This is a genomic window from Mesorhizobium sp. M7A.F.Ca.US.005.03.1.1 (genome assembly GCF_003997975.1).
GTDB classification, from domain to species: domain Bacteria; phylum Pseudomonadota; class Alphaproteobacteria; order Rhizobiales; family Rhizobiaceae; genus Mesorhizobium; species Mesorhizobium ciceri.
In genome coordinates this window covers 1-14,072 of record NZ_RZRO01000068.1, presented here as the reverse complement: position 1 = coordinate 14,072, position 14,072 = coordinate 1, and the positions used below count along the sequence as shown (strand labels likewise).

Below are 14,072 nucleotides of genomic sequence, written 5' to 3'. Positions count from 1 at the left end.
TCTCAAGAAAGCGACTATTTGGGGACCGGCATTATACCACGAACGGCGGAGACCGGCTTGACCAGTCTCCACCGGAGTGAGCGAAGCGTTGCTCGCTACCCGGCTGGTATTGCCGCAATTGAAGAGAGCGCCAGCCTATGCCTCAATCGCCAGCGCCGGTTTTCGAGACCGCGGACGAGATTTCCGCCGCCTCCGTCGTCGTGATCTTGCAAACTGCCCAAACAGGCTTCGGCCCGCGGGCGTCCACCCTGGATGCCGAGATGGGCGGGATTCTCTCGCGCGCCTGCTCCGACCCGGCCGCCTTGGCCGAATCCGGCACCTGCATCGATCTTATTGCCCCGCAGTCCGTATCGACCAAGCGCGTGGTCGTCCTGGCCCTGGGCAAAGCTGAAGCCGTAACCACCCTGTCACTGGCGCGCGCCGGCGGTCTGCTTGCCGCGCATCTCGAGGGCAAGGGGGAATGCGCGCCCACCCTGGTCCTGGACCCGATCGCCGGCGTTGACCTGCCCGGCGCCGAAATCCTGGCGCGTGTCGCGCTTGGCATGCGGCTGCGCCGCTATCGTTTCGATATGCGCAACCGGCGGCAAGGGGCGGGAGCGGATAGAACCTTGCGGGTGAAACTGGTAGGGGCTCGCGGCCCGGATCTGACAGCGGCGCTGGCGCGGATCAATGCCATCGCCGACGGCGTCGAATATGCACGCACCCTGGTCAACCTGCCGCCGAACCACCTCCATCCCGACAATTTCCACGATCATCTTGAGCCCCTGCGTGAAGCCGGCATCGACATCGAAATGCTTGATGCCGCGCAACTGAAGGAGCTCGGCATGAACGCGCTTCTTGCTGTCGGATCGGGCTCGGCGCGCCCGCCGCGGGTCGCTGTCCTGCGCTACCGGGGCAAGGGTGCTCCCGCCCAACCACTCGCTTTCGTCGGCAAGGGCGTCTGCTTCGATTCGGGCGGCCTCTGCATCAAGGGCGGAGCGCAGATGTTCGACATGAAAGCCGACATGGGCGGAGCGGCCGCTGTGGTCGGCCTGCTGATCGCGCTCGCCCGGCAAGGCAGCCCGGTACACATTGTCGGTGTTCTCGGCATCGCGGAGAACATGCCATCCGGCACGGCGCTCAAACCGCGCGACATCATCACGACGGCGTCCGGACAGACAGTGGAAGTGTTCGACACGGATGCGGAGGGACGCCTGCTTCTGGCCGACTGCCTCCACTATGCAGCCACGCGCTTCAACCCTTTAGTGATCGTCGATCTGGCAACGCTGACCTATTCGGTGACGCGTGGGTTGGGGTCGATATTCGCCGGCCTGTTCAGCACCGACGATGCCATCGCGTCACAGATGATCGCGGCCGGAGAAACGGTCGGCGAGCGGTTCTGGCGGCTGCCGCTCGATCGGGCCTACGACGAGGGCCTGCAATCGCCGTTCGCGGACCTGCGGCATCATGCCAAGGATATGGAAGATGGCGATGCTCCCTATGCCGCAGCCTTCCTGCGCCATTTCACGGAAGATCGCCCCTGGGTGCATCTCGACATCGCCAGCAAGGAACTGACCGACTCCGATCGGCCGCTCGGCAGGCAAGGTGCCACGGCATTTGGCGTGCAGATGCTGGAAGAGTGGGTGCAGGTCACCCGTAACATGAGTTAGGCGCCTGCCGCCGCGGACGATAAAAGTACCTTCAATCGCACTGGGAATTGGGATGTCATCTGAGATCATCGGCATGGAAGGACGGGCCACTTTCGGCGCCTACGAGACCTGGTATCGGGTCAGTGGCGAACTCGGCGGCGAAAAGGCGCCTGTGGTGATCCTGCATGGCGGCCCGGGCGTCGCCCACAATTATGTCGATGCCTACAAGCTTCTTGCGCGAAGGGATCGCGCCGTCATCCACTACGACCAGTTGGGCTGCGGCAATTCCACCTTGCTGCCTGAGAAAGGCGCCGATTTCTGGACACCCCGGCTGTTCATCGACGAGCTTGAAAACCTCGTCGACCACCTCGGCATTCGGACAGGCTTCCACGTGCTCGGCCAGAGCTGGGGCGGCATGCTGGGCGCGGAATATGCCGTGACGCGGCCGCAAGGCCTGAAATCGCTGACCATAGCCAACTCACCGGCTTCCATGAAACTGTGGGTCGAAGAGGCCAACCGGCTGCGTGCGGATCTGCCCGCGGATGTGCAGGAGACCCTGACCCGACACGAACAGGCCGGCACGACGGACGATGCGGCTTACCAGGCTGCGACGATGGTGTTCTACGAGCGGCATGTCTGCCGGGTCGTGCCTTTCCCGCCCGAAGTCACGGAAAGTTTCGCCCAGGTCGTGCGCAATCCGACCGTCTATAATCTGATGAATGGGCCAAACGAGTTCCATGTCATCGGAACGCTGAGGAACTGGAGCATCGTCGAGCGCCTGCCGGCCATCGATGTTCCCACACTGATCATCTCCGGACGTCACGACGAGGCCACGCCCGCGACCGTGCAGCCCTACAAGGACGGCATCAAGGGGTCTCGCTGGGAGATATTCGAGCATTCCAGCCACATGCCGCATGTCGAAGAGCAAGATGCGTGCATGCGGGTGGTGGGAGACTTCCTGGACCACAACGATAACTGAAAAAAGGGGAATCAAGACATGAAGAAACTGCTTCTGGCGGCAACAGCCGCGGCATTGCTGGCCGGTACATGGCTGGCCCCGGCACAGGCCGAATATCTCAAGGAGCACCGAGGCGGCACCATCCGCCTGCTGGCCCGCTCCGCGGCCGGAACGCTCGATCCGCACATCAATTACACGGACCAGGGCTGGCAGATGTACCAGCCGATCTATGACGGCCTGGTGGCCTTCCGCAAGGCCGAGGGCATGGACGGCTTCACCATCGTCCCCGATCTGGCCGAGGCCCTGCCGCAGGTCAGCAATGACGGCAAGACCTTCACCTTCAAGCTGCGCAAGGGCATCAAGTTCTCCAGCGGCCAGGATCTTGGCGTAAAGGACGTCGTCGCTTCTTTCCAGCGCATATTCAAGGTTTCCGGACCCACCTCCGGCACGTTCTATGCCGGCATCGTCGGGGCCGACAAATGCCTGGCCGACACCAAGAGCTGCACGCTGGAAGGCGGCGTTGTCGGCGACGAAGCGGCCGGCACCATCACCATCAACATCACCAAGCCGGATGCCGAGCTGCTCTACAAGCTTGCCTTGCCGCATGCCATGGTCCTGCCGGCGGACACGCCCGCTGAAGACATGGGTTCCAAGCCCATTCCCAGCACCGGCGCGTACATGATCTCCGCCTTCGACCCGAACAAGGGCATGACGGTTTCCCGCAACCCCAATTTCAAGCAGTGGAGCGAAGAAGCCCAGCCGGACGGCTATCCGGATGTCGTCCAATATGATTTCGGCCTGTCCGAAGAGGCAGCCGTCACCGCGATCCAGAACGGCGAAGCGGACTGGATGTTCGACGCTCTGCCGAGCGACCGCCTGGGCGAACTGGGCAGCAAGTCCATGGACCAGTTGCACATCTCACCGCTTTCGGCTTGGTGGTACGCGCCGCTGAACAACCGTCTCGCACCCTTCGACAACGAAAAAGCCCGCCAGGCCGTTGCCTATGCGATCGATCGCAACACGCTGGTCAAGCTGTTCGGCGGCAAGGTGCTGGCTTCGCCGGTCTGCCAGGTCCTGCCTCCGGACTTCCCCGGCCATGAAGACTATTGCCCCTTCACCAAGAATCCGGGCGCCAAATGGTCGGCCCCCGACCTCGACAAGGCAAAGCAGCTCGTCGAGGACTCCGGCACCAAGGGCCAGAAGGTGACGATCATCGTCGAGGACACCGCCATTTCGCGCTCCATCGGCGTCTATCTGCAGAGCGTGCTGACCAGCATCGGCTATGTCGCCGACGTCAAGCCGATCTCGTCGAACATCCAGTTCACCTACATCCAGAACACCAACAACAAGGTGCAGATGTCCGTCACCCAGTGGTACAAGGACTATCCGGCGGCTTCGGACTTCCTGAACATCCTGTTCAGCTGCGCCTCTTTCCGCGAAGGTTCGGACGCCTCGATCAACATCGCCGGCTTCTGCGACAAGGAAATCGACGCCAAGATGCAAAAGGCATTGGACCTCGGCGTCACCGATCAGAAAGCCGCCGATAAAATGTGGGCTGAAATCGACAGGCAAGTCACCGACAAGGCACCTGCGGTCGGCCTCTTCACGCCGAAGCGGCTCGATTTCGTCAGCAAACGTCTTGGCAATTTCAAGTTCAACAGGCAGTTCAACTGGATGATCACCCAATCCTGGGTACAGTAATGGCCTGGGTGCAGTAACGAACCGCGGAGGGGCACGTCCGTGTCGAACGTAGCTGTCGCCGCGCCGCGCAAGACGCGAGGGCCCTGGGCCGTCGCGTTTGCGAAGCTGGCAAGGGACAGGGCTGCCATGGCGTCGCTGGCCGTGTTCCTCCTCATCGTCCTTGCCTGCCTCAGTGCGCCTCTTTATGCGAAATGGGCAGGCGTGGACCCCTTCGCCTCGACGCTCGACGCCGTCATCCAGATCGACGGTGCCGACGTTCCGGTGATGGAACAATCGACGGAGGGGCTCGGGCTTGGCTACACACCGCTCGGCCCGACCTGGCGGCTGGGCAATTATTTCCTCGGCGCCGACAGCCAGGGGCGCGATGTCATGGCCAGGATGCTCTATGGCGGGCTGAGCTCGCTGCTGATCTCCGGAGCAGCCACCATCTTTACCCTGATCCTGGGCACGGCGGCGGGATTGATCGCCGGCTATTTCGGCGGTGTCACCGACACGGTGCTGTCGCGCTTCCTCGACATACTGTGGGCGTTCCCCATTTATCTGCTGGCGATTTCGCTCTCCATCGTGACCATCGCGCATGGCATCACGATAGGACCGATCCAGATCGAGTCCGGCAGTCTGTGGCTGCCTGTCATCATCATCGGTATCGTCTACGTGCCCTATGTGGCTCGTCCGATACGCGGGCAGGTTCTGGCACTGCGCAAAAGCGAATTCGTGCTCGCCGCGATCAATCTGGGCGTACCGGGATGGCGCATCCTGTGGCGCGACATCCTGCCCAACGTCACCACGACGCTGATCGTCTTCGTGCCGCTGATGATGGCGCTGAACATGCTTACGGAATCAGCCCTTTCCTTCCTTTCGATCGGCGTGCAGCCGCCGGCCGCGAGCTGGGGCACCATCATCCAGGACGGACAGGCGCTGCTCTACACCAGGCCACTGGTGGCGCTGGTGCCGGGCCTGGCGATCGCGGTTTCCGTCATGGCGCTCAATGTCTTCGGCGACGGTCTGCGCGACGCGCTCGACCCGCGCTCCAAGGTTCGGCTGGGGCGCGACTGATGATCTACGCAATCCTGCGCCGGTTCGGCCAGATGCTGTTCGTGATGTTCGGCATCTCGGTCATCGTCTTCCTGATTTTCTTCGCAACGCCGGGCTCCGATCCGGCGGCGCGCATCGCCGGCCGCAATGCATCGCCCGAAGTGCTGGAGGCGGTACGCCACAGCTTCGGCTTCGACCGGCCGCTCTACGTGCAATATGTGACGATGATGGAGAAGATCTTCGTCACCGGCGATCTGACCTCCTTCGTCAATCGTGGCTGGAAGGTGGTGCCGGCGGTCATGGATTCGATCCCGGTCACGCTCTCGCTGGTGTTCGGAGCGGCGATCCTGTGGGTGGTCGTCTCCATCATCATCGGCATCGCCGCCGCCGCCACGCGCGGCAGCTGGCTGGATAAGCTGCTGATGGCGCTAGGGCTGCTCGGTATTTCGATGCCGGTGTACTGGCTGGGCGAGGTGATGAACCTGATCACCCAGAGCCGCTACCACGACAGCTGGGCGTTCTCCTGGGTGCCGCCGCTCGGCTACAAGAACTTCTCCGACGATCCAAAGGGCTGGTTCCTGACCCTGGTCATTCCGTGGATCACGCTGTCCATTCTCTACATCGGCATTTATGGGCGCGTGCTGCGCGCGGCGATCATCGAATCCCTGCAGGAGGACTATATCCGTACGGCCCGGGCCAAGGGCCTGTCGGAGACCCGCATCCTGCTGCGCCATGCCTTGCGCACGTCGCTCATCGCCTTCGTCACCTTGTTCGGCCTGGATTTCGGTGCGCTGGTCGGAGGCTCGGCCCTGCTGACGGAGGTGGTGTTCGGGCTGCACGGCATCGGCAAGCTCACTTATGACGCGCTGCAGAATCTCGATCTGCCGATGATCATGGCAACGGTGATGTACGCTTCGATGTTCGTGGTTGTTGCCAATGCGGTCGTCGATTTCGTCTACATCCTTCTCGATCCGCGCCTGAGGACGTCATGATACTGTCGGTGCGCGACCTCAAAGTATCCTTCCGCACAAATGATGGCCTGGTGCGGGCCATCGATGGCGTTTCCTTCGACCTCGAGGAGAGCGAGATCCTCGGCGTCGTCGGTGAGTCCGGTTCCGGCAAGACCGTGTCGCTGCTGGCCGTCATGGGTCTGATCACCGATCCCAACGCCACCATCGAAGGCTCGATCCGTTACAAGGGCCGCGAACTGGTGGGACTGCCCGCGCGCGAACTGAGGCGGCTGCGCGGCAACGAGATCGCGATGATCTTCCAGGATCCGATGACCGCGTTGACACCTGTCTACACGATCGGCTGGCAGATCGCCGAACAGATCCGCGCGCATCGCAACATCAGCAAGTCCAAGGCGATGGAGCGCGTGGAGGAATTGCTGGCCGAGGTGAATTTTCCGAACCCGCACGAGGCGATGTCGCGCTACCCGCACCAACTGTCCGGCGGCATGCGTCAACGGGCGGTGATCGCAATGGCTTTGTCCTGCAATCCGGCGTTGCTGGTGGCTGACGAACCGACCACGGCGCTCGACGTCACCGTACAGGCCGGCATTCTCGATCTGGTGCGCAAGCTGCGCGCGACGCACAAGTCGGCGGTGGTCTTCATCACGCATGACATGGGCGTGGTCTCCGAACTCGCCGACCGGGTCATGGTCATGTATGCCGGCCGCGTGGTGGAGCGCGGCAGTCGCGCGGAGCTGTTTTCCGATCCGCGACACCCCTATACGCGCGCGCTGCTCGGTTCGATCCCGCCGCTGACCGGCGAAAAACCACGCCGCCTGCCGGCCATTCCCGGTTCGCCGCCGTCATTGCTGCGATTGCCGCAGGGCTGTGCGTTCGGTCCGCGGTGCCCAGTTCACTATGAGCCCTGCGAGGCCGGCAAACCCGACCTCGGGAGCGGCACTCATGCCGCGGCGTGCTTCAGGGTGGCACAGGCATGAGCGGATCGATGACCGACAAGAACCGCCCCATTATCGAGACGCGTTCGCTGGGCAAGCGCTTTTCCATCGGCAGCCGTTTTTCCGCCGAAGGCAAGCGAACCGTTCATGCGGTCGACAATGTTTCCCTGACCGTGTGGCGCGGCGAGACGGTCGGCCTGGTCGGCGAATCCGGATGCGGCAAGTCCACGCTGGCGCGCTGCCTGGTGAGGCTCTACGACATATCGGACGGCGAGCTTCTGTTCGAAGGCAACGATATCACCTCGAAGTCGCTGTCCGAACTCAGGCCGCTCCGGCGCCGCCTGCAAATGGTTTTCCAGGATCCGTCGGCATCGCTCAATCCGCGCCGGCGCGTCGGCGACCTGGTGGCCGAGCCGCTGCGCATCCATGGCAGGCTCTCGTCGAGCGAGATCACCAGACGCGTGGCGGAACTGTTCGACCTTGTCGGCCTGCTGCCGGATCACGTCATGCGGTTTCCGCACGAATTTTCCGGCGGGCAACGCCAGCGCGTCGGCATCGCGCGGGCTATTGCATTGAACCCGGACCTCGTGGTCCTCGACGAACCCGTCTCCGCGCTCGACGTGTCGGTGCAGGCGCAAATCGTCAACCTGCTTGCCGATCTGCAGGAGAAGCTCAATCTCACTTACATCTTCATCGCCCACGACCTGTCGGTGGTACGTCAGGTTTCAACCCGCATAGCGGTCATGTATCTCGGCTCGATCGTCGAAGAAGGGCCGGCGGAAGAGGTGTTTGCAGCACCGGCCCATCCCTATAGCCAGGCGCTGATCTCGGCGGTTCCTATCGTGGAGACGACGCCCAGCGGGACGCGCAAGCGCATCATCCTCACCGGCGACGTACCGAGCCCTCTGAACCCTCCAACCGGCTGCCGTTTCCATCCCCGATGCCCGATCGCGGCGGAGCGCTGCCGATCGGAGCGGCCGCAGTTGCGGGAATACCGCCCCGGTCGCAAAGTCGCCTGCCACTTTCCGACGATGTAGGCGACACTCACCACCGCACAGGTGATCGCCTTCGCCTGACAGATTTCTAAAAAATTCCATTTTTGGCTGGAACCAACCGGCTGTTGGTGCGTTTGGTGGGGTTCGATCGAGCGCATTGCGGTCGACCGGGAGGAAACGATGGATCAATTGCATTTCTTTTCGCCCGTGCGGATTTCGCGCGGGCAAGGACACCCTGCGGAAGAAATCGATAGTGTTGCCGAAGCCATGATGTTCTTGCGGAAATGGCCAACGGGACGGCGCGGTCCGGTTTATCAGTGCGCGCTGAACTGTTGCTCGGCCGCTTTGTCGGGCCAGATGTCGGCCGAGGAAGCAAGGAAAGCGTTCACCGGCTTTGCCCGCATCACGCGCCTTCTCGACGATGACATGGCTTTGCCGGTAGGCGGCGAAGGCAAGGCAAGCGTGCACGCATTGCGGCGATAGGCTGTTGTCCTGACGGTCCTACAAGGTCTCGCGCTGCAGGGCGCGGGTTCTCGTTGAGCAATGCGCTCCGGGATGGGGCCTCGAAAGTTCGTCCTACATGGCACACTTTCACAGCGGACGGTCGTCGTTCATGCTTACTTCAGTCACGAGCTTGCGGCGAAGCGCCATGGTGTAGTCGTCTGGCCCCTTCGGCGTCATGACGAAGGCCTGGGAACCGCCAATGACCGATTTGGCAAAATAGGATGCCAGAGGTTGGTCGGGATTCTCATCCTCCGCCGGGATGGCGATGGCATTGATCGTATATCCCTTGGCTATGGCGTTCGACCTGCTCGGCTGGACGGGAAGCCCGTCGTTGTTCTCGCCATTGGAGGAGATATCGATGACTTTCTTTGCGGCCTTTCCCGGGAACTGGTCGAGCAGGAGACTGCCGATGTCGATAGCCGAGGAGACGGATGTTCCGCCACGCCCTCTGCGGATGAAGCCGGTATCGCCTTTCCTGCTGATCACCGCAGCCGCCGCTTCGGCATCTTCCAGTCCGCAGATGCTTGTCCACGGCAGCACGACGCGCGCGTGTCCGGGGCTCGACCACTCAAAATAGGCAACGCCGATGCAACCAACATAATTCCGGCTGATGGCGGCGATGATCTCTGGCGAGGTGAGTGCCGCGGCATGTCCCTCGCGTTGCATATCGGCGATCTTCGGATCGATGGATGACGAAAAGTCGACCGCGAACACGATGGCGACGTCAACGTTCGCGGCATGGGCAGAGACCCCCCAAAACAGCGAAGCTGCAAGTATTCCTGTCATTCTCGAGATTGAACCGGCCGGCGTCAGGAGACTGCCCCAGCCTGTCATCCGCACCCGTTCGCGAAAGGGTGGGGGGCCGGCGTCCTGATGATACACACTGCCAAACATGTCATTCCCCATCTCGACATCCGGTCGTTTCAAAAAGCGGGTTCAACTAGTGGAAATCTGGCGGGTGGCCTTGGTGCCCACGCCGAAGAGCAGCAGATCGGCCTTGGTCCACAAGAGATAACAGCCGAGCAAGGTCAGTGGCATGGCGAGGGCCGCGAAGGAGCCGCTCCACCAGACCTCAGGCAAACCGCGGGCGAGGGCCACTGTCGTCGCCAGCATTGCCGGCAACCGGCTGGCGAGCACCGCACTGCGGAACGGATCGGGCCAAGCGGCCGGCCAGATCGAAATTGGCGTGCCGGGCCTGTGAAAGGTGCTGCCGAATTTGCCCAGCGCATGCAGCAGGCCGGAGGTCGCCGCAAGCAATGGATCGCCGAGCAGCAACAGGGCAATGCCGAGCCCGATCGCACCCAGGCCCGACAGGAAGTCGCCCAGACGGTTGAGGGCGGGATCGGGAGCATCCGGCCTTGCCCAGGCCCGGTGATAGGCCTCGCCGCCCCAGAAGAAGACCAGGGTGGTCAAGGTCAGCGCAACAGTGCCATGGCTGCCAGCGAAATATTCGATCACCGCCATGGTGACGCTGCTTCCTTCATGCAGGCCGACCGGCGCGGTGGCAATCTGGATCGCCAGACCGACAATGAGGCCGAGCGCATTGCCGCTGTTGTAGTAGCCACCCGGTCCTTTCATGCGGGCGCGAAGCGCCGATACCAAATGTGCGACCGGAAGAAGGATTGTCCGCGCATCCATCACTGCGCCCCCGCGACAAGTCCGGCCGGGTCTGGAATACGTTTCGCATCACCGGCAAGGGCCATCACATTCCTCCACTGGACCTGAATTGTTGGGATGACGATCGCCCGCCCGATTTGCGGACGCAGTTGCAAAGGCAGGGGCCGCGTCGAAGGGTTGAACCGAAGCGGTTCGCAAGGACGTGCGTGCCTGCAGCGCTCGGTTCGACATTGCAACGGACAGGATCGCACCCAGGATGATGCCGGCACCCAAGACGCTCGCGGACGAGCTCCGCTCGCCGAGAAAGATTGCCGCGCCCAGCGCCCCGAAAACGCTTTCTGCGCTGACGATCACGGCGGCGTGGCTGGCCGGCGTAAAGCGGAGGGCAACCGTCTGTATGCCGAAGGCAATCGCAGTGGAGAACACGCCGAGGATGACCAGTTCCGGGCCGGCTGCGGATGCGGCGGCCAGCGACAGATTGCCTTGCATTGCACCGAGCGGCAGGGCGAAGGCTGCGGCGCCGAAGAACTGTGTCGCGGCAGCGGTGAACGGCCGCGCATGCACCTGCATGTGCCGGCCCAGCTCGACTGCCCAGAGCGCATAGCAGGCAGCCGAGAGCACAGCGGTAAGATCGCCACTGCTGAACCCGGCTATCCCATCCGACAACAGCAGGGCTCCAACAAGGGTCAATCCGGCGGCGATTGTAAGACTCGCTGTCGGACGTTCGCCTACGAGAAACCAGGCGGCCAGCGGTGTCATTACCGTTGCCGTGCTTACCAGGAAGCTCGCATTGGTGACGGAGGCCCCGAGATAGCAAAGCTGCTGGAGCGTGATGGAGATGGCAAACAGCGCGCCCACCTTGGCCAAGCTGGAAAAATAGTCCGGCCCGAGCGGAAGCCGCTTCTCCATGAAGACAAAGGGCAGCACAAGCAGCCCGCCGATCAGGCATCGCAGACCCACAGCACTCAGCGCGTCGAGATGCACAAGCACCATCTTTTGCGAGACATTGCCGAAGCCCCACAAAGCGGCTGCAAACAGCAGCAGCAAATTGGCTCTTGTCCTGGACACGCGCCCCCCTCGAACCAAGCCTTTCGTTGACTTGGTCGCCTTAATTTAGCAAAGCCTAAACAGCCTGCCGTTACGGCAGCGCTTGAGCGCGAAGGCCGACTGTTGCGAAGCGTTAGTTTTGAGTTAGGATTTCGTCAGGCTGGGATAGCAAATGCAAAGTGAGGACAGCGGCGCTGCAAATAGAATCTCACTCTTCGGCGGTTTCCGGATTGAAAATGAAACGGCCGGCCCGCTTCGGCTGACCGGGAAACGAGGGCCGGCAATCATCGCCTATCTGGCCCGGTGTCCGGGCATGGCGGCGACGCGGGAGAGGCTGGCTGACCTCCTATGGGGCGACAGCGACGCTGAACATTCGCGCAACAGCCTTCGGCAGGCCCTCAGTGTCCTGCGCCAGGATCTGGCGCGAGAGGGGGTGGATCTCATCCATTCCAGCGGTGAGTTGATCGCCCTGAGGCCAGAGCTGGTTCAAGTCGACGCGGAGAAGTTCGAAACGGGTCTCTCGGCCCGTTCCGCCCAGGAGCTGGCGAAGGCCTTGGCGAACTACACCGGGCCCTTCCTCGACGGGCTTTATTTGGGAAGCAATGCGTTCGATGACTGGATCACATCGGAACGCGACAGGCTGCTCGGCCGCGCGCTTGAGTCCTTCGAAAAACTGGCCCGTCTCGTCGACCCCGATGCCGGGCTGATCCTGGCCGATCGTATTCTGACCATGGAACCGACACGGGAAGAATCCTATCGGCTCAAGATGGAATTGCTGCTCGCATGTGGCCAACGCGACAGGGCAATCAGGACATACGAAGCCTGCAGAAGCATGCTGAAGAAGGAGTTCGGCGTCGAAGCCGGCCCTGAAACGCGGGCGCTTTGGCAATCTCTGTTGCTTGCCGCCGACGACGCTTCAAATGTGCAGTCGACAAATGGTGTTCCGTCCAGCCAGCGCCTTGGGCGTCCGTCCATCAGCGTTGCCGACTTCGTTAATCTGACCGGAAAGCAAGGCGACGACTTTTTCGCCAAGGGCCTTGTCCAGGACATCACGACAGCCCTCTCCGGAGTGGCCGACTATGTCGTGCTCGCCGCGCTTCCGTCCGAGAAGAGCGGCCCAGGCGAAGAAGCCAAGACACCAGGGATACTCCGGGCGCGATATATGCTCAGCGGCAGCGTCCAGAGATCCGGCAATGGGTTGAGGGTGAATGTCCAGCTCGTCGATGCCGCCGGCGGCCACCATGTCTGGGCCCAGAAGTTCGACGGCCACTCCGAGAACGCGCTCGAATTCCAGGACAGGATCGCACAGTCTGTTGTTCTTGCCGTGATCCTCGAACTTCAACTGACCAACTGGAAGGTTCGAGACAAAAGCCCGCCAGGGATCCCTGAAGTGCGCAGGCTGGTGAACGAAGCCCTCATGAAATATTTTGAGATGACTCGGGACTCACTTTTGGTCGGGATAGAGCTCGCCGAGAAGGCCTTTTCGATAGGTCCCGACAACGCCCGTGCAAAGCGGACGCTCTCAATCGTAATATCCATGGGCGTGGCGTTTGGTGCGCTGCCTCGGGAGCGTGGGGTGATCGAGCGTGCGGTCGAGCTTGCGGAAGCCGCAGTGCGGGCGGTACCGGACGATGAAATTGCCCGATGTATTCTGTCGTTCGCTCTCGAAAGTTGCGGTCGCATCGACGAGGCGATCGCCGAATGCCGCCACGCGATCAGCCTCAACCCAAGCTACCCGACTGGCCACGGCGATATTTCGATGCTCTTTGCGTTGCGCGGACAGGTCGACGAAGCGGTGCGTGAGGCCAACGAAGCAATCCGGCTCGGAACGCACGATGTCATTGACTTCTGGCGCCACCACGGCCTGGTTGTGGCGCTCTTCGCTGGCGGAGACAACCAGCGGGCGCTCGAAGCCGCCCGCAAAGTGGTCAGGACAAAGCCTGGCTTCGTTCGCGGCGCCCTTTATTGGGCCGCGACCGCGTCGGCCACCGGAAACAACGAAGAAGCGTCCCGGGCCATCCACCATTGCCTGTCACAACTTCCGCATCTCAATCTGAGCAACGTCTGCCCTGGCTTTGTGCCGCGCTATGTAAAGGATCATCATCATTCCCGGTTCCTTGAGATGCTGTCGAGGGCTGGCCTTCCCAGTTCCTAGCCACATCGTTGGCGCAGACACCGTCATACGAAGCTGGAGGGTTCCGTCCTCCGCCCAGGCATCGAAAGCAGACGACGCGTTGGCAATTCCGGCCAGGTCGACCTATACGCTACCCTGCGATTGAGGTATTCGACGCCCCACGCCGTGGCGCCGGCCAGTCATCCGCCGATTTGCGGCTTGGGCCTATCATGGCGCGTGATAGAGCCCGTACGACGCGATCCAACCTGTCGAAGTTATGAAGCATGAAAGATTATCAAAGGTTTAGGATAGCCATAGCGCCCATGATGGACTGGCCGGATACCTGAACATAATCAACTGGTTACGGAACATTGTGTGCAAAAAACGCACAAGAAAGTTCTGCTTCTCTTCTTTTTTCGTTCCTAAGAGGGAGCCGCCGATAGCCCTTTCGGACGCTCTTCTGCCGACGATATTGACCGCCCCAATGCGAATGTTCGCCGGTGTATTCGTAAACCTCATTGTCCGCAGCGCCGTTCAGTCTGCTTGGGTTTCCTAGAAGCTTTTCGAA

13 protein-coding genes are annotated in these 14,072 nt (G+C 61.9%); 9 read left to right on the top strand and 4 right to left on the bottom strand.

Annotated elements, in window-relative coordinates:
• Nucleotides 1–137: 137 nt before the first annotated feature.
• From EN990_RS24130 to EN990_RS24095, 8 genes are all read left to right on the top strand, one after another.
• The gene (locus EN990_RS24130; RefSeq protein WP_127384862.1) at nt 138–1,649 is read left to right on the top strand and encodes a leucyl aminopeptidase; all 1,512 of its coding nucleotides are present in this window, start codon (nt 138–140) and stop codon (nt 1,647–1,649) included.
• Nucleotides 1,650–1,701: 52 nt separating this feature from the next.
• Nucleotides 1,702–2,607: a proline iminopeptidase-family hydrolase gene (locus EN990_RS24125; RefSeq protein WP_013531728.1), complete on the top strand. Its 906-nt coding sequence runs from the start codon at nt 1,702–1,704 to the stop codon at nt 2,605–2,607.
• A gap of 18 nt (nt 2,608–2,625) precedes the next feature.
• Nucleotides 2,626–4,287: an ABC transporter substrate-binding protein gene (locus EN990_RS24120; RefSeq protein ID WP_127369136.1), complete on the top strand. Its 1,662-nt coding sequence runs from the start codon at nt 2,626–2,628 to the stop codon at nt 4,285–4,287.
• Between the two features lie 39 nt (nt 4,288–4,326).
• Complete coding sequence (locus EN990_RS24115; RefSeq protein ID WP_063167981.1) at nt 4,327–5,343, top strand: ABC transporter permease; 1,017 nt, start codon at nt 4,327–4,329, stop codon at nt 5,341–5,343.
• On the top strand, nt 5,343–6,314 hold the full coding sequence (locus tag EN990_RS24110) for an ABC transporter permease (RefSeq protein WP_013531725.1): 972 nt from the start codon (nt 5,343–5,345) through the stop codon (nt 6,312–6,314). The genes EN990_RS24115 and EN990_RS24110 overlap by 1 nt, the downstream gene beginning before the upstream one ends.
• Nucleotides 6,311–7,270 (top strand): ABC transporter ATP-binding protein, encoded by a 960-nt coding sequence (locus tag EN990_RS24105; RefSeq protein WP_024503324.1) that lies wholly within the window; start codon nt 6,311–6,313, stop codon nt 7,268–7,270. The genes EN990_RS24110 and EN990_RS24105 overlap by 4 nt, the downstream gene beginning before the upstream one ends.
• 8 nt (nt 7,271–7,278) lie before the next feature.
• Nucleotides 7,279–8,265, top strand: a complete 987-nt coding sequence (locus EN990_RS24100; protein WP_013531723.1) for a dipeptide ABC transporter ATP-binding protein — start codon at nt 7,279–7,281, stop codon at nt 8,263–8,265.
• 138 nt (nt 8,266–8,403) lie between these two features.
• Nucleotides 8,404–8,706, top strand: a complete 303-nt coding sequence (locus tag EN990_RS24095) for a DUF982 domain-containing protein (protein ID WP_024503323.1) — start codon at nt 8,404–8,406, stop codon at nt 8,704–8,706.
• Between the two features lie 108 nt (nt 8,707–8,814).
• On the opposite strand, the gene EN990_RS24090 is transcribed toward EN990_RS24095, so the two are convergent.
• From EN990_RS24090 to EN990_RS24080, 3 genes are all read right to left on the bottom strand, one after another.
• Nucleotides 8,815–9,513 carry a DUF1194 domain-containing protein gene (locus EN990_RS24090; RefSeq protein ID WP_164753615.1) on the bottom strand — a complete coding sequence of 233 codons (699 nt, stop codon included), beginning with the start codon at nt 9,511–9,513 and terminating at the stop codon, nt 8,815–8,817.
• A gap of 150 nt (nt 9,514–9,663) precedes the next feature.
• Complete coding sequence (locus EN990_RS24085; protein WP_245461133.1) at nt 9,664–10,305, bottom strand: hypothetical protein; 642 nt, start codon at nt 10,303–10,305, stop codon at nt 9,664–9,666.
• Nucleotides 10,306–10,413: 108 nt separating this feature from the next.
• Entirely contained in the window at nt 10,414–11,412 is a 999-nt protein-coding gene (locus EN990_RS24080) for a DMT family transporter (protein ID WP_127388402.1), read from the bottom strand.
• 151 nt (nt 11,413–11,563) lie between these two features.
• On the opposite strand from EN990_RS24080, the gene EN990_RS24075 reads away from it, so the two are divergent.
• On the top strand, nt 11,564–13,546 hold the full coding sequence (locus tag EN990_RS24075; protein WP_127369951.1) for a BTAD domain-containing putative transcriptional regulator: 1,983 nt from the start codon (nt 11,564–11,566) through the stop codon (nt 13,544–13,546).
• Nucleotides 13,547–13,865: 319 nt separating this feature from the next.
• Here EN990_RS24075 and EN990_RS35820 read toward each other — a convergent pair.
• Nucleotides 13,866–14,072, bottom strand: a 207-nt coding sequence (locus EN990_RS35820) for a hypothetical protein (protein WP_206526355.1), incomplete at its 5' end; no start/stop codon positions are given.